The sequence below is a fragment of the Duncaniella sp. genome, assembly GCF_029054785.1.
GTDB lineage: Bacteria > Bacteroidota > Bacteroidia > Bacteroidales > Muribaculaceae > Duncaniella.
In genome coordinates this window covers 25128-45717 of the sequence record NZ_JAIDEN010000026.1, presented here as the reverse complement: position 1 = coordinate 45717, position 20590 = coordinate 25128, and the positions used below count along the sequence as shown (strand labels likewise).

Here is a 20590-nt window from a genome sequence, read left to right as displayed (position 1 = left end):
TGCTAAATTGTTGAAATTCGTCAGTCGCATAGCTCGCTATTCTCCTTTCTCATTTACAACAATTTATCTAAAAGATATACCACTCAGATTTTAGCTCTTGTTTTTAAACAACCTCTTAGAAATTTTTATGTTATCGAATGTCGGCTGTTTTTAATCGGTTAGGTCGTCGGGATTGTCGCCGGAGAGTGGAGCGGCTGAGTTGCCGCGTTTGCGCTTCAGGATTTCGGCCACGCGGGCGGCTTCCTCGTATTCTTCGCGCTCGATGTGGCGCGCGAGGGTCTTTTCGAGTTCCTCGACCGCATAGTTTTCCAGTTTTGGCTCAGTGTTGGCGTCAGTTTCGTCGGCCTCAGGGTTTGAAGCTGCGTTTTCGTCATCGGAATTTTCATCGGCGATCTCCATTTCGAAGCCGGTTTCCTCAAGGATTGTCCGGGTGGTGTAGATCGGGGCGCCTGTGCGCATGGCGATGGCGATGGCGTCGCTTGTCCGGGAGTCGATCGTCACTGTGCGATCGCCGTCCGTGAATGTGATTTCCGATGAGAAGATTCCGTCTTCGAACTTGTAGATGAACACCTCGGTCAGTTTCACTCCGAAGGCGTGGGCGAAGCTCACGAACAGGTCGTGGGTCATGGGCCGCGGAGGGGTGATGCTTTCCATTTTCAGCGCTATCGACTGTGCTTCGGCGGCGCCGATTACCACCGGGATGCGCATCGGACCGCCGGCCTGCGCGAGAATCAGCGCGTAGGCTCCGGTCTGGATCTGGCTATACGAGAGGCCCATCACTTTGAGCCTGACCCGGTTTTCGTCGTTCTCTGACATTGTTGTGTTTGGATGTTTCTCTCTGTTGGTTGTGCGTATCTATGAAATGTTACGGCCTGTGATCACTCCGCTGCCGTAGCAGAGGCGGGCGTCGCGGTCGTAGATGACTCCGAACTGGCCGGGGGCTATCCCCTGGACCGGGACTTCGGAGTCAATGATATATTCTCCTTCGCCGATGCGGCTCAGACGGGCCGGCAGGAAATCGGGCGAGTGGCGGTTCTTGAATCTGATCTCTACTCCGTCGCAGCTGTCGGCCCACGGATCGCGGGTGATCCAGTGCATCTCGTCGAGATGGATCAGGCGTCCGTATTGCTTCTCTGTGTCGTAGCCCTGCGAGACGTAGACTACGTTGTCGTTGACGTTTTTCTTCACCACATACCACGGACCTCCGCTCAGGCCGAGGCCTTTGCGCTGCCCGATTGTGTGGAACCAGAATCCGCGGTGTTCGCCCAGCTTGCGGCCTGTCTCGATCTCGATGATCGGCCCCGGACGTTCGCCAAGATGGCGGCGGATGAAGTCGTTGTAGTTGATCTTGCCGAGGAAGCAGATCCCCTGGCTGTCGCGGCGGAAGGCGTTGGGGAGCTGAGTGGTGACGGCTATCTCCCTGACGCGGCTCTTGGGCAGGTCGCCGATCGGAAACATCAGATGGCTCAGCTGCGGATAGGAGATGCGGCAGAGGAAGTCGGTCTGGTCCTTGACTGCATCGATTCCGGTGCCGAGATAGACAAGTCCGTCGATTTCGTGGGTGGTCGCATAGTGGCCTGTGGCGGTCTTGTCGAACTCATGGCCCCAGCGTTCTTCAAAAAATCCGAACTTGATCATCTTGTTGCACATGATGTCGGGGTTGGGAGTCAGTCCGGCGCGGACGGTCCGGAGGGCATAGTCCATGACGTTGTCCCAATACTCCTGATGGAGCGAGACCACATCGAATGGCAGTCCGTAGCGGCGGGCTATGAACGTGCACATCTCGATGTCTTCCTCGGCCGAGCAGTCGCCCTCGCCGTTGTCAAGTCCGATCCTTATATAGAAAAGGTGCAGGTCATGGCCTTCTTCCACCAGACGGTGGACGGCCACGGCGCTGTCAACGCCTCCTGATATCAGTACCGCTATCTTCATTCAGAGTCTTTAGAGGGTGTTTAATAACAACAATAGTTAAAAACGTTCGCAGGTGACGGCGTTACGTCGGTTCTTGCGAATGTGGTTCTGTGGAGGAGAGATCCGTGTCAGACTTCTTCCATCTCCTCTTCCTCGGATTTGCCTTTGAGGTTGATGATATAGAGCGAGATGAAGTAGTCGAGCGAGATTTTGCCGGGTCCGGCGATGAGCAGGTAGAAGTAGATTCCGATAAACATGATCGGCAGATAGCCGGGATCGGTGCTGTCCAGACCGTAGACCGGGAGGAATGGCACCATGTCATGCAGGATATAGTACTCGGCGGCGATCATGGCGCAGATGGGCGGGATGGTGCTAAGGCGGGTCATGAAGCCTGCCATGATCAGCAGCGAGCACACAAGCTCGATGGTGATCATTATGATCAGCGAGCACTCAGGCGACATGTTGAGCACCGTCGGGAAAGAGTGGCTGAGCACACTGTAATTGACCAGATGGCGTATGCCGAACTGAAGCAGCATAATTCCGACGAAGAGGCGGATGAACAGTCGCGCGAGGTTTGAATATGTATAGCCGGAAAGCTTGACGAAGCAGTTGACCGGCCATGAATTGTACCAGCTCATTGTTTTTGGGGTGTCTCTGGTTAGCGTTTCTTTAATTGTCGGGCCACGTCAAGCACCTGGTCGATTGTCAGATGTTTGAAACGGATGTTGTGGTTTTTGTCGATGATGTAGAAGTCGGGAGTGCCGCTTCGGAGATCTATCGTCAGGTCGGCATCGGGATTGGCCCCGACGGTCCAGCTTGTCGGAAAAGAGCTGACCGACTGTTTCCATTCCTCCGACGGCTCTGTCAGCGAGATCGCCACGATTCTGGCCTTCCCCTCGCTGATCAGTTCCGACATGGAGATGTCGGCGTCGAGGCGTATACGGGCCAAGTTGCAGTCGTCGCAGTCCGGATCGTTGAAGAACACCACCAGCACCTGGGCCGAGTCGTTGTCCAGATTGCGGTTCTGTCCCTCGCGGGTGGTGTAGGGGAGTGAGCCGGCGGGCTTGCCGGTCATCGAGTTCTTCAGTATCTTGGCCTGATGGGCGAAGCGGGCCTTCGAGGCTTTGTCGATGCGTTTGTTGGCTGCGACGGCTTCGGCAAAGGGCAGATAGAGTTCGTCGATCCACATCTCAGCCGTATCTCCGTAGAGGATGTTTTCGGCGCATTCGGCCATGAACAGCTGGTCGGCGGGCTGCTTCTCAAGTTTTTTTGTGAAACGGTTGACCGATGCTATTGCCGAATCGGGAGTGGCATTGCGCAGGATCGAGATATAGACATTAAACTCGTTGGCCATCTTCTGTTTGGCCGAAAAAGCCTTTTTCAGCTCACAGAAATCCCAGAAATGGCGTGCCATGTAGTCGCAGCGGCTCTGGAAGAGCTTGATTGAATCAGGCACTATGGGATATTGGAAATATGTGTCTGCCTTGGCCCCGAAACTCACACCGAGAAAGAGCAAAAGGCAGAAAATCAATTGTTTGATCTTCATTCGCTTTGGTTGATATATAATTTTGCAATCACAAAGATAAATAAAATCTATTAAAAGCGAAAAAATCAACCCGTGCCCGTCTATTAATAAATGCTAATATCTGCCCATCCTTCCGCCCCAGGCCCCTCGCGCCCCGGCAATTCAGCATTGGGCCGCATCCGTAGCGTGTCTGTATCAGGCGCGGGACAGGCTGGCCGCGTCAGCGGTCGGGAGAATCCAAGCCACTGCAAGGGCACCGTAGGTGTCCGCATCAGGCGCGGGACAGGCAGGCCGCGTCAGCGGTCGGGAGAACCCAGGCCACTGCAATGGCGCCGTAGGTGTCCGCATCAGGCGCGGGGCAGGCAGGCCGCGTCAGCGGTCGGAAGAATTCAGGCCACTGCAAGGGCGCCGTAGGTGTCCGCATCAGGCGCGGGACAGGCAGGCCGCGTCAGCGGTCGGGAGAATTCAGGCCACTGCAAGGGCGCCGTAGGTGTCCGCATCAGGCGCGTGGCAGGCAGGCCGCGTCAGCGGTCAGGAGAATTCAGGCCACTGCAAGGGCGCCGTAGGTGTCCGCAGCTGTGGTAATTAAGCGACCTCCACCCCAACAGAGCGCCGTAGGTGCGAAACCGGGAAAATTTTTTCACCCGCTCCGCATTATCGCACTTATCCGGGCTTTTGAGCTTGTATCTTTGCAGTAAATAATCACTACCTCTCCAAAATTTCACTGCTCTATGAAAAAACATACCCGAAAACCGCTGTGTCCGGTATCAAAAAAATTCTATTCCACGATCACAAGCCGCGTCAGGGAGTCTCTGAGACTCGTAGGCCGCGAGGATGCCGCTGAGGAGACCATGGGCTGTATCGACCGGTATATGGCTGACGGCTCTCTGCCTCCAAACGGCTCTGACACTACTGTTATTTTGGTTTTCAATCTGCTGCGCATGGAGATCGACAAGGCTCTCCAGCGTTCACGCCGTGCGGCAAACCGTCTGACGCGCCGTCTGGCCCGTCAGTAGGCCCACATGTTTCGCACCTACGGCGCTCTGTCGGTTTGGGGAATGACGTTTTACCACAGCTGCGGACCGCGATGCGGCCCTTGCAGTGGCCTGGATTCTCCCGACCGCTAACGCGGCCTGCCTGCCACCGCCGCTTCCACCCTCTTGTAGGGATGCTCCACGGAGCATCCGCCATTCCCGCGTGGTCTCCGGACTCGGTTTTTCCGCGTGAAACGGCTGCGACCGCCGCCACCCTCTTGTAGGGATGCTCCACGGAGCATCCGCCATTCCCGCGTGGTCTCCGGACTCGGTTTTTCCGCGTGAGACGGCTGCGACCGCCTCCACCCTCTTGTAGGGATGCTCCACGGAGCATCCGCCATTCCCGCGTGATCCCCGGACTCGGTTTTCCCGCGTGAAACGGCTGCACCGTGGTGCAGCCCTACAAGTATGGAACGCCGCTCCACGGAGCATCCGCATCCACCGCAACCCGCCCAACCGCAATAAGCAGACACGAAGCAGCGGATGTAACAAAACCATCCTCGATCAGCCTTGGCAGGTTTTGCAACATCCACTTGATCCTCTCAGCAGTCGCGGAGCAGAGCGGCGACCTGTGAGGGTGTCAGAGAGTTGGCCTCAAGCACTTCGGAGGCGTCGTAACGGTCAAGGAATTCCTTCTTGAGGCCGAGGGCTATGACCTTGACGTCGGAGTCTCCGAGGTAGGCGGCCACTTTCTGACCGAAGCCTCCGTCGACAATGCCGTCTTCGAGGGTGACGATTTTACTCAGTGATTTCAGCGAGTCAAGACACTCAGTGTCAAGATGCGAGAGATTGCGGGGATTGATCAGCACGGGATTTTTTCCTTCGGAACGCAGCAGGGAGGCTGCTTCCGAGGCGATTCCGAAGAAGTCTCCGGCACCGATTATGCCGATCTCTTCTCCTTCGCTGACAATGTCATAGCGGAAGAAGTCGGCATCTGTCGGGCGGTCGCTGTGGACCACAGGGCCTCCCGGTGTGCGCACAAGCACCGGATGTTCTGTCTGTTCAATGGCCCAGTCGAGCATCGAGAGATATTCCTCGGCGCTTGTCGGGGCCAGGAAGACGATCTCAGGAATGTTGGAGATCATCGGAATGTCAAAAAAGCCGAGGTGGGTCATGTCGGGAATGCCCCAGATGCCTCCGGCGAAGTCGACGAATACGGCCGGAAGCCGGTTGATCGCCACATCCTGCGAGAGCTGGTCGTAGGACCGCTGGATGAAGGTTGCCATCACTCCGAACACCGGGCGGCTACCTCCTTTGGCAAGACCTGCGGCCACTGCTACGGCGGCCTGCTCGCAGATACCGACGTCGACAAATTGCTTTCCGGCGGCTTCGCGGCGTTCGGGTCCGAAGCCGATGGCTCCCGGTGTGCCTGCGGTGAGGCTGACGATGCGGCTGTCGGACTGCATGCGGCTGAGCATGTGGCGCGCGAAGATGTCGGTATAGCTTTCAGCCTGACTGTCGTTGCGCGGGGCGCCTGTCTTCAGGTCGAAGGGGCCGGCGTAGTGGAAGGTCTCTTTGTCGGCTTCGGCGGCGGGAAGACCTGCTCCTTTCATGGTGTTGATGTGAACGAGCACCGCATGATCCGCGTTGCGGGCGGCTTCGAATGCCTTGATCAGCGAGTGCAGGTCATTGCCGTCACGGACATAGATGTATTGATAGCCCAGGGCGCGGAAGATGTTGTCAGGCGCTGTCCCGTTGCTGTCGCGCAGAGATTTCAGGTGGTCGAAGAGGGCGCCGTGGTTCTCGGCGATCGACATCTGGTTGTCGTTGAGGACCACGATGAAGTTGCTTCCGAGTGTCGGTGCGAAGTTGAGGCCTTCAAGAGCCTCGCCTCCTCCGAGAGATGCGTCGCCGATGAATGCGACCACGTTTTCCTTGCCGCCCCGGAGGTCGCGCGACTTGGCGAGTCCGACGGCGAGCGCGATTGATGTCGACGTGTGGCCTACTTCAAAGAGGTCATAGTCGCTTTCGCGCGGACAGGTATAGCCCGTGACTTCATTGTAGCGGGCCGGATCTGTGAAGGCTTCGATGCGGCCCGTGAGCATCTTGTGGATGTAGGTCTGATGGCTCACGTCGAAAACAAGCCGGTCTGTCGGGGCGTCGAACACGTAGTGGAGCGCCACGCTTGCTTCGACCACCCCCAGATTGGGGCCTACGTGGCCGCCGCGGACCGAGAGTTTCTTCATCAGGACCGCTCTGAGTTCAGCGCTCAGGTCGGTCAGTTCGCAGAGGCTGAAGTTTTTGATGTCGGCGGGCGAGTGGATGGCTGAAAGATCTGTTTTCATATATGTGTTGATTTTGTGAATATGCCTGTTGGACGGGCCGGACTGATGTACGGACTTCCGCATTGCAAAATTAACTCATATTTCCGACTGATGTTTTACCCGTTTTTGGGTAACACTAACCCGAATTTCCGTAAATTTGCACTCATGAACAATAGCGAAACTCTGACTCTTGAACAACTGACATCGCGGCTGGGAGGGGTGATTGCCTCCGAACCGTCGCTGCGCAATGTCTGGGTGACGGCGGAGACCTCCGATGTCCGCCGTGCCATGCACTGTTACCTCGAACTGATTCAGAAAGATCCGTCGACCGGAGAACCCGTGGCCCGTATGCGCGCCACAATCTGGCGTTCGGCCCTGGCTCGTATCGACGGCGACTTCACCGCCTCGACCGGAAGCCGTCTGGCGAGCGGAATGAAAGTCAGGGTGCTGGTGTCGGTCAGCTATCATCCCTCCTACGGACTGTCGCTTAACATAACCGATATCGACGCTGCCTACACGATGGGCGACCTGATGCGTCTGCGTCTCGAAATCCTTGCCAGGCTTAAGAAGGAAGGTGTGCTTGATCTCAACCGCGAGCTTGAGTGGCCCGAAGTGCCCTCGCGCATAGCCGTGATCTCCGCTCCCGGTGCGGCGGGCTACGGCGATTTCATCCATCAGCTCTTCACCAACCGCCGCCGGCTGCGTTTTTCCGTCAGTCTCTATCCGGCACTGATGCAGGGTCGGGAGGCTCCAGCGGCGATCATCTCGGCTCTCGAAGCCATTGCCGCCGACGAGGATCTATGGGACGGGGTGGTGATCATCCGCGGAGGTGGTGCCACGAGTGATCTCGCGGCTTTTGAAAACTATGATCTTGCGGCCAACATCGCCCAGTTCCCGCTTCCGGTGATCATCGGCATCGGTCATGAGCGGGATGTCACAGTGCTTGACTATGTGGCCAACATGAGGGTCAAGACCCCGACTGCCGCTGCCGAGTGGCTGATAGGGCGCGGCACTGAGGCGCTTGACCGTCTTGACTCTCTCGCTGCCGAGATTCACCACACTGCTTCGTCGATGATCGGTGCGGCGCGCGAACAGCTGTCATACGTTTCCGCTACTCTGCCCCATCTTCCGGCCACGGCTCTGAAGAATTCAGCCCGCAGGCTCGACCGCTATGCGATGGCTCTTGGCGAGACCGTCAGAGGGAGGCTGCGACCGCGTCTTTCGCAGCTCGACATGATTTCAGAGCGCATTCCGGCCCTTGCCGCGGCGGCTGTCGAGCGTCAGAAATCGCGCCTCGATTCCGCAGGAAAACTCCTTGAGGTGCTTTCGCCGATGGCCACTCTGCGGCGCGGCTATTCGATCACCCGTGTTGACGGCCACGCCGTAACGTCGGCAGCCGATATTGCGCCGGGTGCTGTCATCGAGACCACTCTGGCCGACGGCACCGTCAGGTCAGTGGCCGAATGACCGCTGCAACCCTCTACTGCGGATAAGCGTCACCCAGGCGCTCTTGTTTTTTAACACTTTCTTAAATTCATTTAAGGGAATCTGCTGCAACCTGCCCATGTGTGCAGGTGTTATTACGGTGTGAATCGTAATAAAATAACTCATAAAAACTGATAATTATGGAATCCAAGCAGCAGAACATTGCCGATCGTGCGGGCCAGGTGTCCGCACAGGCCGCAAAAGTCAGTGCCGAGGCGGCAGAAGTCGCCGCAAAGGCCCAGTATAAGGCCGACAAGGCTGAAATCAAAGCGACAGCCGCTGAAGCCAAGGCTACCGCTAAAGAGCAGTTGGCTCAGGCCAAGGAAAATCTTGCCGATAAGATTGCCGATGCGAAAGAGACTTTGTCAGACAAGCTTGACGATCTGAAAGAGAAGTCGTCACCGCTGGTCGAGAAGATCAAGTCAGGAGCTGCGAGCGCTCTGAATTCAATCGCCGACACTGCGTCGAACCTTGCCGATAAACTTGATTGAAGGATATCGCCCCTAATATCATAACATCAACACACCAACCCTGCCCCGGTCGTTAAGGCGTCTGCCGTTGCACTTCCACCACCGCAACAGCCGTCCCCGACCGGGGTTAGTCTGTGGGTGCCGGGTGATTGGATTCCGGTGTTGAACTGTCGGATTTCAGTGCTGTGGATCAGGATTCTTTTGACTGGTCAGCCGCAGGTTTCTCGATGCGGATGAGGTCCAGACGGGTTGCCGAACGGGTCTGGACGGTGAATTTCAGACCATCGATCTCGAAGCTGTCTCCCTGAGCGGGCAGGGTGCCGGTCGAATGGATCAGATAGCCGGCGAGAGTCTGGTATTCATCATCTTCGGGGATGTCGAGACGGAAGTCGTCGCGGAGGGTGCGGACTTCGATGCGGCCTGAGAATTCAAAGACGCCGGGGGCGATCTCGGTAGCTGTCAGGCGCGTCTTGTCATGCTCGTCCTGGATGTCGCCGAAGATTTCCTCGACGAGGTCTTCAAGGGTGACGAGTCCGGCTGTGCCTCCGAATTCGTCGACGACCACAGCCATCGAGCGCTTTTCGCTCAGCAGACGGCGCATCATCGTGTTGGCCAGGAGGGTTTCAGGGGCGTAGAGCACCTCTTTGATGTGTTCTTTCCAGTCGCTTGCGGGGTCGAAGAGCTCAGAGACGTGGACATAGCCCACAACGTTGTCGATGTCGTCGCGGTAGACAAGAATCTTGCTGCGGCCCGACGAGGTGAAGAGTTCCGAAAGCTCGTCGCGGGTGGTCGAGTCGATGTCCACGGCCACGAGTTCGTTGCGCGGTGCCATGCAGTCGCGCAGCTGGGTGGTCGAGAAGTCGAGTGCGTTGTGGAAGATCTTGACCTCGTTTTCAACCTGCACCTCTTCGGGGTTTTCAAGGTCGTCGATCTTGGTGTCGAGATAGTCGTTCAGTTCGTTGATCGACAGGACTCCGAGCCGGGTGTCCTCGGCTTTGATGCCGGCAATGCGCATGAGCATTTTCGACAGCCAGGAGGTAAACCAGGAGATCGGGTAGAGGACAATGTAGAAGAAATAGACCGGGAGGGCCGAAACGCGCAGCGAGGTGTTGGGATTGATGCGGAACACTGATTTCGGGAGGAATTCGCCGGTGAAGAGTATGACGAGGGTCGAGATGATGGTCTGGAGTATCAGGATGACGGCCTGATTGGCGGAGATGTGCTCTGCGATCCAGGGTTCGAGCAGGGCTGCGGCCCCCATGCCGTAGATCACGAGCATGATGTTGTTGCCCACGAGGATTGTGGAGATGAAGAAATCCTGATGGGAGTAGTAACGGCCTATGATGTTGTTGATTATGCCTCCGCGGTTGGTGTCAAGACCCACGCGGACACGGTCGGCTGAAATATAGGCGATCTCCACACCTGAGAAAAGTGCGGAGAAGCAGAGGGAGATCAGTGCGAGTATGAGCCAGGCGGTCAGTGTCATTGTTTTGCTTGTGGATTTTGTTGCTGCGGAGAGGGTTTTGCGCTTTGAGCTTCGGCTTTTTCAGCAGTGTCGGCAGGCACGGGGGCTGCAGCCGGACTATTGTTGCTGCCTCTATTGTTGCCGCCGGGCTGGAACGCGCCCGCAGGGAAGATGCCGGAGACGCGGCGGATTGTGTAGCGGGTCAGGTTCTGGTTCGAGTCGAAGCCGTAGCCTTCGAGCACTTTGTCAGGACGTTCGATGTGGATGAAGGAGTCGGAGTAGAGTTTCTCCTGACGCTGGTCCCAGAAGAGCTGGTTGGTCTGGAATTTCTCGTTCATCACGTTGGTCAGGCTGACGTTGCCGTCAAGGCGCCAGAGCTGTTTGTTTTTGAAATATGTGGCCGAGTCAGCCACTACGGTGGCTTCTGTACGGAAGAAGTTGTCGTAGCGTTCGAGCTTCAGTCCGTCGGGGAAGCGCCAGAATGGTTCCGGGGTTTCGTCGTAGACATACCAGAGGGGGGTGACGATGCGGTAGCGGGTCACTCCGGAGTCGGAGATGAGGGTCTCGACATCGCGGGTCAGCATCGTCGGTGTGCGGGAGGGATCGACCGAGCCAGTGGTCACCGGGTCGTTGTCCTTGCAGCCGCTTACGACAAACGAGGCGCCGACTATGCTCACGAGGATCATGGCGGGCAGCAGACGCAGACGTGTGGCTGAGGTTGATGACGGCATGGCGGCTGGAATGGTGTGACTGGTATGGCTTTGTTTAACGGAGTTTCTGCTGGTAGAACCAGAGGCCGTTGAAGTTGATGCCGAGGGTTATGTTGAAATATTTTTCGGTCAGAAGAGCGTTGGGTGTCGACTGGCGGTGATGATATTCGAAACCGAGGTTGATTACGTTCTTTGACTTGGCGGTCGGGAAGCCGAAACCGCAGGAGACGCCGTAGTCGCGGACGTTGTTGTAGGTGTCTTTGTTCTTGACCATCACATAGTCGCGGTTGTAGAATCCGCCGGCACGGTAGGTGATGCGCTTGAAGTAGCCGCCATGAGGATTGGGGATGTAGCTCAGACCTGCGCCGATGCGCCAGCGGTCGTCGAAGCGGGTGGCCGAGAAGTCGTCGATTTCAGTGAATTTGGCTTTTGACCAGTTCTGATAGGTGTAGTCGACCTCGACCTGTAACTGCTTGTTCCATTCGTAGTTGAGGCCGATGCCCCAGCTGTCGGCGATGGAGAATCTGTTGCGCAGGCTGACGGTGTTTTCTTTTGTGGGTTCAGGAGCATTGTCCTGTGATGTGTCGTATTTCAGCAGGTAGGTCTTGCCCAGGAGGGTTTTTCCGGGCGAATAGGTTACGCCGAGGGTCAGATCGTTCTTGCGCGAGAGGTTGAGGGTGTACTGCGCGCCGAACTGGAAGTGGAAGTCCCGGATTTCCATCACCTGCTCGAAGAGGGTCGAGGAGGTTCCGGTGGCGTAGACATCATTGTAGATATTGCCGAAGAGGTAGCTTGCGTTGAATCCGACAGAGAAGTTTCTGAATGGTCTGATACCGGCTCCGAGATAGAGCTGGTTGATGCCGCCTGAGCCTTGATGGGAGGCCACGCCGTTTTCGATGTCGGAACCGAAGGAATAGCCTACGGAGGTGTAGGGGAGGAGACCTGCGCTGACACCGATATAGCTTGTGACGGGGAACTGCATTGTGATGTAGTCAAGTCCGCCACCCCAGTCATGCGAGCTGCCGGTGTGGTCTTCACGCCAGAACATCGAGACATCTGCTCCCATGTCGAAAAGGAATGTCAGCGAGTCGATGGCGGCATAGGACGCCGGGTTCATGACGTTGATCTGTCTTCCGGAACGCATGGCATAGCCGACGCCGCCCATCTGACGCTGGGCGGATGTGGCGTTGTCGCCGAGAAGGCCATAGCCGAATTTTGAATACGGACTTGTGGTCTGGGCCACGGCGGCAGGAGCTGCGCTCATGGCGAGAAGGGCGAGGAGGAGAAATGACTTAATTTTCATTGTAAAGCAAAATTCTGTTTAATCCTTTGCTGGCGAGATGTTCGTCGGGGAGAACATCGAAGTCGCACAGAGAAGCGAGATGATGGCCGCATCCTCCGCCGAGGACTATGACGGTGTCCTTTGGCAGGCGGCTGCGATAATATCCGATGGAGGCGACAACGCTGTAAACGGCGCCGAGGGTGATGGCTTCGACGGTGTCGCGTCCGATTATTTTGTCACGGAGTTCCGGCATGTGCTCAGGGAAGGGCACGAGCGGAAGACGTGCTGTGAACTGGTTGAGGGCTTTGAACTCCATGTTGATGCCGGGGGCTATGTTGCCTCCGCGGTAGGTGCCGGTGGAGTCCACGTAGTCGTAGGTCACGGCTGTTCCGGCATCGACGACGAGGATGTCTCGTCCGGGGAAGTCGCTCCAGGCGCCGACGGCTGAGGCTATGCGGTCGACTCCGAGGGTCTGGGGTGTGGCATAGTCGATGCGGATCGGCAGCGGAGTGGAGGGGGAGAGCCGGTAGACACAGCGCGCAAGATGGCTGAGTTTGTTGATGACCGGGCCGTTGTTCTGAACCACAGAGCAGTAGATGGCGCCCTTGAGGCGGCGTCCGCCGACGAAATCCTCGACGGAGGAGGGTGTGAGACGTGATTCGATGACTGTGTCAACGAGTTCTTTGTCTTCCCAAAGCGAGATCTTCGCTTCGGTGTTGCCTTGGTCAATTGTCAGATATTGCGACATTCAGTGGCGGTGGCTTTTGTTTTTTGCGTGGCAAAATTACTAATAATGTGGCAATTTCACGGTCATAAGCCTGTGATTTTTGCACTGCCCTATGTGTAAAGCGGCGTAATCGGCTGCTGTTTTAACGTTTATTATCAGCTTTCTGCCTCGGAATCATCACGGAGGTGTAGATTGTCAGCAGGCCTCCGGCCAGTGTGAAGGCGATCCAGTCTGTCGATCCGGCGGAGGGGACAAACATGAATACGGCTCCCGCCATGAAGATCAGTGCGGTCCAGATCTCGACTCTGATGAGACGGCGCAGGCGCAGAGGGGCGTCCTTGACTTTCGGGGCGATGAAACGTCCGGCCAGGAGGATGAGGGAGCCGGCTGCATATACATAACGGCCCCACATGGCGGCCATGTGGAGCAGCGGGAAGAGGGCGGCTGCCATGATGGCGAGGAGCCCGGCAGTGACCATGATGTCTGATGCTGATTTTCGGTTCATTTGTGGCGTCGGGGTGGATGGAGAGTTAGAGGTTGTTTAACTCTTGTGATGAAACACCCTCTTATTCGAAGAGGTAGACATCCTCGTCGGGGTGTTGCATGTGGTATTGTTCGCGGACAATGCGCTCCATTGTTTCCTTGTCGGTGTCAAGCGAGTGGTTGAGTCCGCGGTAATAGTTGAGCGTGTCAGTGGCTTCGCTGATGCTGGCTTCGAGTTCGGTGATGCGCCGCTCCTGCTCGACCGTGCGCAGCAGGGAGTTCTCGTTGAAGAAGAGCACGAGGGCTCCTACCACTAACGAGGCAAGCAGTGTCAGGGAGAGATAGCGTTTGCACCAGGCGTAGAAGTTGCTCATGATTGAAGAGTAGAGTGAGTGGTTTGAGAGATTTTGACAGATCAGGCTGCGGCCAGGACGGTCAGCAGGAAGCCGAGGGCATAGACGAGCATGAGCACTGCCGTCATGCCCAGAAGCGGGTTGAGGCGGGAGCCGATCAGGCGTGTGAGCCGGAGGTAGAGGAAGATGTGGCCGCAGAGGTAGAGCGCGGGCACCGGCCACCAGACGGGTCCGGCGGCGAGCCAGGGCGGGAGGGTCAGGATGACGGCCAGGATGCCGTTGGCGAGGTAGATCGCCGACATGGATCTCAGGCCGAGGCGCACGGCAAGAGTGCGCTTGCCGACGGCGCGGTCGTCGTCGATGTCGCGGTAGTTGTTGACGATGAGCACGTTGGCTCCCATCAGTCCGATTCCTGCCGCTGCTGCCAGAAGCCACCATCCGAAGGGGCCGCCCATGAGCATGAAGGTCAGGGTGACGGGGACGATGCCGAAGAAGCAGACAACGGCCGCTTCTCCGAATCCGTGGTGCGACAGCGGGTAAGGGCCTGTGCTGTAAGCCATGACTCCGAGGGCTGTTGCGATGCCTGCGAGATACATCCACCAGGGGCCGTAAAGGCCGACCAGCACGCAGCCGACTGTGCAGGCGGCTGTGAGTGTGGCGAATGTGGCGCGTTTCATTGCCGCAGGGGTGATGTCGCCTTCGGTGACTCCACGGCGCGGACCTTGGCGTCCGGCTTTGTCGAGTCCGCCTTTGAAGTCGTAATACTCATTGGCAAAGTTCGAGGCGATCTGTGCGAGCAATGCGAAAATCAGGCAGAGCAGGGCCGGAATGAGGCTGAAACGCCATGAGAGAAGTCCGAGACCGGCTGCGTAGATCACTCCGGCAAGCGAGACCGGAAGTGTGCGTAGGCGCATGGCCTCAATCCAGCAGGCGGTTTTGGATCTTTTCATCATTGCAGCCTCTTAGTGGTTATTCTGCGGGGTTGAGTTCGTCGAATTTGGCGGCGATGGCTTTGGCGATGTCTTCCATCTCCTGAGCCGGGAGCTCTACCTTATGCCTGAAGTCCATGTCGGCTTCGGTGTTGATCGGGATGAGGTGGATGTGGGTGTGGGGAACCTCAAGGCCGATCACGGCCACGCCCACGCGCTTGCAGGGCACGGCGGCCTGAATGGCTTCGGCTACACGCTTTGCGAAGAGTGTCAGAGCCTGATAGTCGTCGTCGGCAAGATGGAAGATGTAGTCATCCTCCTTGCGGGGGATGACGAGCACGTGGCCGGGAGCCACGGGGTTTATGTCAAGGAATGCGTAGTGGCGGTCATCGGAGGCCACGCGGTAGGAGGGAATTTCTCCTGCGGCGATTTTGCTGAAGATGGTTGACATAGCGCTGATTTTTACCGGGACCGGATCAGAAGTTGATTTCGACGATTTCGAATTTCATGAGTCCTGCGGGGACTTTGATCTCTACGATTTCGCCGAGCTTGTGGCCGAGAAGACCCTGGGCGATGGGGGTGCTTGAGCCGATCTTCTTTTCCTTGAGATTTGCTTCGGAGTCGGCGACGATGGTATATTCCATAGTCATGCCGTTGGCCGTGTTCTTGATCTTTACGCGGTTGAGGATCTGGACCTCTTCGTTGTTGAGCTTGCTTTCGTCGATGATTCGGGCGTTGGCAACGAGGTCTTTGAGCTGGGAAATCTTCATTTCGAGCATGCCCTGAGCTTCTTTGGCGGCGTCATATTCGGAGTTTTCCGAAAGGTCGCCCTTGTCGCGGGCTTCTGCGATTGCGGCGGATATGCGGGGACGTTCAACAGATTCGAGGAACGCGATTTCTTCCATTTTTTTCTTGTAACCTTCTTTGGTCATGAAAGTTATAGCCATGATTTCAGTGGAGTTTTTGTTAGAGGGAGTTAAAAAATAAAGAATCCCGATGCTTGCGGCTACGAGACCCTAACGGATTGAGTTGATTATCAGTTGTCTGGAATTGCTCCAGAAGTCAGCGATTGACTTTTGCAAAGGTAGTGGAAATAATCGGGTTTCCAAACCGATTTAACATGGTTTAAGGATTTGGCCGTTTTGGGGCTTGCGGACGCGTCATGACAAAAATAATGGCCGGAGACGCCTGACGGAGTCTCCGGCCCGATAATAAATAAGTAATAATTTTTTAGAATTTTGTCCTACCTATCTAAATTGTACTTATTTCTTATTCGTTTTAGTTATTTCGCTCTTTTAGAGATGGTTATTTAACCGACTCTTACTTTTCGAGAGTGATGTTGGCATCGTGGGTATAGCTCTGAGAAGCTCCATACATACCATCAATGTCACAGGTGATATTGAGAGTATGGACGAGGGTTTCATCGTTGATGCCCTTGCCACCAAGGTTGGTGAAGTCGATGGTGAACGTGTAAGAGCAACCGGGGTTGAGGGTATATTCAAAGGGAGCGTAAACCCATGCGTAACCTTCGGCATCGGTCTTTTCGATGACAGATTTGCCGTTTTCTTTGCTTGTGTAAGATACGAGGAAGGCCATGCGGGCACCATTCTTGTTGGTTGTAGACCAGCCGGTCAGGTTCTGGGGAAGTACATAGAAGCTCTCTCTTACACCGTTGCCGGTGAGGCCGGGAGTGTGTTGGTCCGTAACAGAGTTACGGTCGGATACGGGAATGAGGAGGTCTTCGGTGCGTTCTGCGCCATTGTAGTCGGTCAGCATGGAATTGTCGAGTTTCCATGAGCCGCAGACTTTGTAGCTGGAGTTGGGTTCGGGAACGGCATTCTCGAAAGTATAGGTACCTTTGCCGACGAAGTTGATGAGCTTCATCTGCTTGATTTTCACGTCGTAGTTTTTATTGTATGTTCTGCCGCGGAAGAAAAGGCTTGAGAGTACATGTTTGAACAGCAGGTGTACCGGAGTGTTGAGGTCAGTGGGACGGACGGCTGTCTTGGCGACGCAGGCGAGGTCAAACTGGTCCTCGACATTGGCTGCGGGCATGAAGTTTTCGATTTTCTTGGTGTTTTTGTTGATGGTCACGCCGTTAACCGCCTTGCGCTGAGATGCGTAGGCGTAGATGTCGAGATTGCCTGTGCCGGGCCAGTAGATGGGAGTCGAAGGTTTGAAGGAAGAAATTCCGCTCTGACGGTCCATAACCACGTCGTTGAGATAGGTTGTTCCGTCAGGAGAGAGAGCTGTCATGTGGAACTGCTCGATGTTGTGATAGTAACTCATGCCACGGCTCTGAGCGTCCGCGTTGGCTGTGATTTTGATTTCGGCACCGCTATTGAGGTCTGCGGTTTCGTCAGAGGAGCAAGAGGTCATGGCGATGGCTGCTCCCATGAGAAGAATTGAATACTTTTTCATAAGAAAAGGTGATTAATAGTTAATTAAAATGTTATGTAGGTTATTATGAATGAGTTCAGTCATTGATTCCCGGCAGGATGATGTCAATTTCAATTTCATTCCAGTCATTGATGTCGACGTCCAGTCCGGAACCACCTTCGATAGGCTTTGGCAGGTCAAGGCCGTCGAGGATGATGTGGACGTTGCGCGGGTCGGGAGCACCCACAACCTGCTGGGTGGCGTCGGCTTCGGTGTAATACTGCTTCCCGTCGGCCATGATGCAGTAGACCATGATTTTGTGGGCTTTGGCATCGGTGTGACGACCGAAGGTGCGGAAGCGGCTGATGACTGTTTTCTCGTCGACTTTGTCGGTGGGATAGGGCATGGTGACCGGAGCTCCCATGTGGGTACGGTTGGTCAGCAACATGGATTCACCGAGACCTGAGATGGTGCCTGAAATCTTGAGGACATGCCTGAGATTCTCGATGTTGCGGATTTCGACTGTGTAGTTGCTCAGGGGGTCGGTCGGAGTGAATACCACGGAGTAGGAGTGGACACCCTCTTCAATCCGGAAGTTGCGCAGGGTCTGGTGCCAGAGTTCGTCGGGGGCGATGCGGACGTTTTCATCCTCGGCCCCCTTGGCGCGGGGAATGGCGCGTGAGGAGCGGCTGAGCCACTCCATCGGGTTGGCTTCGCGGGTGAAAGCCTCGAAGGTGCTGTGGGTCTCATGGCCGCGGAACTGGATGTAGGATGAAGTCGGGTTGACTGTCAGGAAGTCCCATTCGCCCACGGGGAGCTCGATGGTGCCTCCTTCAACGGCATCAATGTCGAAGCGGACATACGGTCCTCCGGTCTCGCGGGGATAGGCGTAGACGCTCATCATTTCGGGGATTGTCCCTGAGGTGTTCTCGCTCCAGTCAAACTCGACCCGGACTTCGGCATAGTGGGGGTGGGTGTAGCAGAGCGGTTTGTGGTCACAAGAGCTGAAGCCGAGCGAGATGGCAGCTGCGGCTGTGAGTGTTTTCAGACAGTTGAGGATTTTCATTTCGAGCCTCCTTTCTTTTTGTTGTAGTTGTCGGTGCCGATGAGCCATACGAGAGAGACTTCAACTTTGGTCGGTCCGAAGTATTTGCGTTTTTTTGTTGACTGCCATACGTAGTGGCCGTCGATGGGTTTGTAGGTTTTGTATTTTCCCCACATGTATCCGAGACCGAGGTCGAAATCGAGGTTGAGGTGGCGGGCGATGGGGAGGGCGAAGCCGTAGGAGAAACCGGCGGCGTAGTTGTATTTGGCACCCTGCCATCCGCGGTGGCCGTTTTCGATGTCATAGGTGAGGAGCTGGCCGTAGGCGCCGATGTGGTGGCCCTGGAGGGGTTTCTCCATAGCGAGGTTGCCGAACCACCAGCGGCCTTCGATGTCACCGCCGTATATACGCCAGTAGCGGTGGTGTTTGTCGCAGTCCCACCATGCGTACATCCAGTTGGCAGCTACTGACCACCGGTCGGCGAAGGCTACTTCGACTCCGATGTTGGGGACGAGGAGGGCGTCATAGAGCATATTGGTCTTGATGGCTGCGTACCAGGGCGTTTTGGGGCAGATGCGGGGAATGGTGTCACGGACAATGACGGTGTCGCGGACGATTTTTTCGATTTTGAGTGTGTCGCGGTGATGGACCGTCTCTCCTTTTTGGTAGATTACGGTCGGGTTGGGGATGCGTTCATACCAGACGATGAGTTTCGACGAGCGGAGATCGGGGAAGAGGTATTTGAGCATGTAGCGGTAGGGGGCACCACCGGCGAGGGCTTTGAGGCGGTTGAAGCCGGTCTCGGCGCGTGGGGAGTCTTCGTCGACTTCATAGATGATTTCGTCGAGGAGTTCAAGGACGCGTTCGCGCGAGGGGACGCCGTAGTCCTTGCGGACGAGTTCGCGAAGGCCTCTCCAGTCACGACCGAGGAACTTGAAAGTGGTCATGTTTTCAGGCAGTTTGCCGTAGCGCTGGAGGTAGCCGAAGATTGACTGCGCGCGCTTTTCAGAGAGCTTCTGGTTTAGCGTCACCGAGCCTTCGGGCGATGCTGCGCCGATCACCATGGCGCGCGTAAGGCGGTAGATTGAGTCTGAGTAGCCGTTCTGGAGTGAGTCAGCGATGCGCTTTAACGCATGTCGGTTGTTGGCGAAGTCGGGGTCGAGGTTTGTCTTGGCAACCCTGAAGCGGATGTCAACCGAGTCGGTCAGCACCGACTTGGCATGGGCAGTTTGTAGAAATCCGGCCAACAGAATGAGAAAAAATAGCTTTTTCATCTGTGAGAGCATGTTGCTCGGACGAGGTTTGCAGTGTTTACGTCCGGTTGATTGGTTAAATAGGTTATGTGGGAGTCTAAAAAATAGCTGGCGGTTTTGGAGCCGGCCAAGGTTTAAATCCGGCGTTTTGCAACAAAGGTTTAAAAATTGTTGCGTGCAAATGTAAGCATAAATATAACCCCCCAAATGGTTAACTTATTTTAACTAAATTGGGGGGGGTAATTAATTTATTATTCAACCTTATTGCAGGGGTTAAATAATGGGCTTTAGATTTACGATAGGTTTAGAGGTTGTTTAACTATTGTTATTAAACAACGAACTATATTAAAAACCTCTTAAATTGTTAATGGTGGTTGCGGGGGTGGTAGGTGAGGATGTCGTCGCGCAGGGTGGTGTTGTCGAGGTGGATGTAGATCTGGGTCGTGGCGATGCTTTCGTGGCCGAGCATCTGCTGGATTGCGCGCAGGTTGGCGCCTCCTTCGAGCAGGTGGGTGGCGAAGGAGTGGCGCAGGGTGTGGGGGGAGATTGTCTTGCGGATTCCGGCTGCCGCTGCGAGATCCTTGACAATCTGGAAGATGCGTGTGCGGGTGAGGCGTCCTCCGCGACGGTTGAGGAAGAGGATGTCGCGGCTGTCGGGCTTGATGTCGAGGTAGGAGCGGTCGAGGAGGTAGTTGCCTATTTCGGTCAGCGAGACTTCCGACATGGGGACCATCCGCTCCTTGTTGCCCTTGCCTCGGACAATCAGATAGCCTTCACGGCCATAGATCTTCGAGATTTCAAGGTTGACAAGCTCGCTGACGCGGAGTCCGCAGCCGTAGAGGGTCTCGATGATGGCGCGGTCGCGTGTGGCTTCGGCTTTGTCGGGGTCGATGGCGCTGACGAGATCGTTGATTTCCTGTTGGGTGAGGACTTCGGGCAGGTGGAGGCCGGTGCGCGGCTGTTCGAGAAGTTCGGAGGGGTTGGGGTTGAGGTAGCCTTCGATGCTCAGGAAGGAGAAATATGACCGCAGGCCTGAGACGATTCTTGCCTGGGAACGTTCGGCGATGCCTACGTCGTGGAGGTCGCCGAGAAACTGGCGCAGGGTGTCGATCGTCACATCGCGCAGTCCGAGACCGCCGGAGGTGAGCCAGGCGTGGAGCTTGTCGATGTCGCGGCGGTAGGCCGCGCGGGTGTTTTCCGACATGCCTTTTTCTACGGACAGATAGGCGTCATAGTCGTCGAGGATTCGCCGGATGTCAAGGATGTCGCGCATCG

Annotated in this window: 22 protein-coding genes; 3 read left to right on the top strand and 19 right to left on the bottom strand. The window is 56.0% G+C overall.

Annotated elements, in window-relative coordinates; all coding sequences use genetic code 11:
- Nucleotides 1-150: 150 nt before the first annotated feature.
- From K2H17_RS01520 to K2H17_RS01500, 5 genes are all read right to left on the bottom strand, one after another.
- Entirely contained in the window at nucleotides 151-816 is a 666-nt protein-coding gene (locus K2H17_RS01520) for a bifunctional nuclease family protein (protein WP_300130565.1), read from the bottom strand.
- 39 nt (nucleotides 817-855) lie between these two features.
- The gene (gene mnmA, locus K2H17_RS01515) at nucleotides 856-1932 is read right to left on the bottom strand and encodes a tRNA 2-thiouridine(34) synthase MnmA (RefSeq protein ID WP_300130562.1); all 1077 of its coding nucleotides are present in this window, start codon (nucleotides 1930-1932) and stop codon (nucleotides 856-858) included.
- Nucleotides 1933-2039: 107 nt separating this feature from the next.
- Nucleotides 2040-2549, bottom strand: a complete 510-nt coding sequence (locus K2H17_RS01510) for a DoxX family protein (RefSeq protein WP_300130560.1) — start codon at nucleotides 2547-2549, stop codon at nucleotides 2040-2042.
- A 20-nt stretch (nucleotides 2550-2569) separates the two neighbouring features.
- A complete protein-coding gene (locus tag K2H17_RS01505; protein WP_300130557.1) occupies nucleotides 2570-3457 on the bottom strand; it encodes a DUF5106 domain-containing protein in 888 nt (295 codons plus the stop codon).
- Nucleotides 3458-3707: 250 nt separating this feature from the next.
- Entirely contained in the window at nucleotides 3708-3860 is a 153-nt protein-coding gene (locus tag K2H17_RS01500) for a hypothetical protein (protein ID WP_300130555.1), read from the bottom strand.
- 307 nt (nucleotides 3861-4167) lie between these two features.
- Here K2H17_RS01500 and K2H17_RS01495 point away from each other — a divergent pair, with 307 nt between their 5' ends.
- The gene (locus K2H17_RS01495) at nucleotides 4168-4452 is read left to right on the top strand and encodes a hypothetical protein (RefSeq protein ID WP_300130553.1); all 285 of its coding nucleotides are present in this window, start codon (nucleotides 4168-4170) and stop codon (nucleotides 4450-4452) included.
- 560 nt (nucleotides 4453-5012) lie between these two features.
- Here the strand turns inward: K2H17_RS01495 and K2H17_RS01490 are convergent.
- Nucleotides 5013-6755 (bottom strand): 1-deoxy-D-xylulose-5-phosphate synthase, encoded by a 1743-nt coding sequence (locus tag K2H17_RS01490; protein ID WP_300130551.1) that lies wholly within the window; start codon nucleotides 6753-6755, stop codon nucleotides 5013-5015.
- A 144-nt stretch (nucleotides 6756-6899) separates the two neighbouring features.
- Between K2H17_RS01490 and xseA the strand changes: the two genes are divergently transcribed.
- Both xseA and K2H17_RS01480 read left to right on the top strand, forming a co-directional pair.
- Nucleotides 6900-8201 carry an exodeoxyribonuclease VII large subunit gene (gene xseA, locus K2H17_RS01485; RefSeq protein WP_300130548.1) on the top strand — a complete coding sequence of 434 codons (1302 nt, stop codon included), beginning with the start codon at nucleotides 6900-6902 and terminating at the stop codon, nucleotides 8199-8201.
- Nucleotides 8202-8359: 158 nt separating this feature from the next.
- Nucleotides 8360-8710: a hypothetical protein gene (locus K2H17_RS01480; protein WP_300130546.1), complete on the top strand. Its 351-nt coding sequence runs from the start codon at nucleotides 8360-8362 to the stop codon at nucleotides 8708-8710.
- 169 nt (nucleotides 8711-8879) lie between these two features.
- On the opposite strand, the gene K2H17_RS01475 is transcribed toward K2H17_RS01480, so the two are convergent.
- The 13 genes from K2H17_RS01475 to xerD all read right to left on the bottom strand — a co-directional run bounded on the left by K2H17_RS01475 (nucleotide 8880) and on the right by xerD (nucleotide 20588).
- Nucleotides 8880-10175: a hemolysin family protein gene (locus tag K2H17_RS01475; RefSeq protein WP_300130544.1), complete on the bottom strand. Its 1296-nt coding sequence runs from the start codon at nucleotides 10173-10175 to the stop codon at nucleotides 8880-8882.
- On the bottom strand, nucleotides 10172-10885 hold the full coding sequence (gene lptC, locus K2H17_RS01470) for an LPS export ABC transporter periplasmic protein LptC (protein ID WP_300130542.1): 714 nt from the start codon (nucleotides 10883-10885) through the stop codon (nucleotides 10172-10174). The genes K2H17_RS01475 and lptC overlap by 4 nt, the downstream gene beginning before the upstream one ends.
- A 34-nt stretch (nucleotides 10886-10919) precedes the next feature.
- The gene (locus tag K2H17_RS01465) at nucleotides 10920-12167 is read right to left on the bottom strand and encodes a hypothetical protein (protein WP_300130540.1); all 1248 of its coding nucleotides are present in this window, start codon (nucleotides 12165-12167) and stop codon (nucleotides 10920-10922) included.
- Nucleotides 12157-12894 carry a type III pantothenate kinase gene (locus tag K2H17_RS01460; protein ID WP_300130538.1) on the bottom strand — a complete coding sequence of 246 codons (738 nt, stop codon included), beginning with the start codon at nucleotides 12892-12894 and terminating at the stop codon, nucleotides 12157-12159. Before K2H17_RS01460 ends, K2H17_RS01465 begins: the two co-directional genes overlap by 11 nt.
- Nucleotides 12895-13015: 121 nt before the next feature.
- Complete coding sequence (locus K2H17_RS01455; RefSeq protein ID WP_300130537.1) at nucleotides 13016-13378, bottom strand: hypothetical protein; 363 nt, start codon at nucleotides 13376-13378, stop codon at nucleotides 13016-13018.
- A gap of 61 nt (nucleotides 13379-13439) precedes the next feature.
- A complete protein-coding gene (locus K2H17_RS01450; protein ID WP_300130535.1) occupies nucleotides 13440-13730 on the bottom strand; it encodes a hypothetical protein in 291 nt (96 codons plus the stop codon).
- A 41-nt stretch (nucleotides 13731-13771) separates the two neighbouring features.
- Entirely contained in the window at nucleotides 13772-14662 is an 891-nt protein-coding gene (gene menA, locus K2H17_RS01445) for a 1,4-dihydroxy-2-naphthoate octaprenyltransferase (protein WP_300130532.1), read from the bottom strand.
- Between the two features lie 16 nt (nucleotides 14663-14678).
- Nucleotides 14679-15089, bottom strand: a complete 411-nt coding sequence (locus K2H17_RS01440) for an HIT family protein (protein WP_300130529.1) — start codon at nucleotides 15087-15089, stop codon at nucleotides 14679-14681.
- A 25-nt stretch (nucleotides 15090-15114) separates the two neighbouring features.
- On the bottom strand, nucleotides 15115-15585 hold the full coding sequence (gene greA, locus K2H17_RS01435; protein WP_300130527.1) for a transcription elongation factor GreA: 471 nt from the start codon (nucleotides 15583-15585) through the stop codon (nucleotides 15115-15117).
- Nucleotides 15586-15958: 373 nt separating this feature from the next.
- Nucleotides 15959-17059 (bottom strand): fimbrillin family protein, encoded by a 1101-nt coding sequence (locus K2H17_RS01430; protein ID WP_300130525.1) that lies wholly within the window; start codon nucleotides 17057-17059, stop codon nucleotides 15959-15961.
- A gap of 55 nt (nucleotides 17060-17114) precedes the next feature.
- Entirely contained in the window at nucleotides 17115-18083 is a 969-nt protein-coding gene (locus K2H17_RS01425; RefSeq protein WP_300130524.1) for a DUF5119 domain-containing protein, read from the bottom strand.
- Entirely contained in the window at nucleotides 18080-19336 is a 1257-nt protein-coding gene (locus tag K2H17_RS01420; RefSeq protein ID WP_300130521.1) for a DUF3575 domain-containing protein, read from the bottom strand. Before K2H17_RS01420 ends, K2H17_RS01425 begins: the two co-directional genes overlap by 4 nt.
- 343 nt (nucleotides 19337-19679) lie before the next feature.
- On the bottom strand, nucleotides 19680-20588 hold the full coding sequence (gene xerD / locus K2H17_RS01415) for a site-specific tyrosine recombinase XerD (protein WP_300130518.1): 909 nt from the start codon (nucleotides 20586-20588) through the stop codon (nucleotides 19680-19682).
- Between the last annotated feature and the right edge of the window lie 2 nt (nucleotides 20589-20590).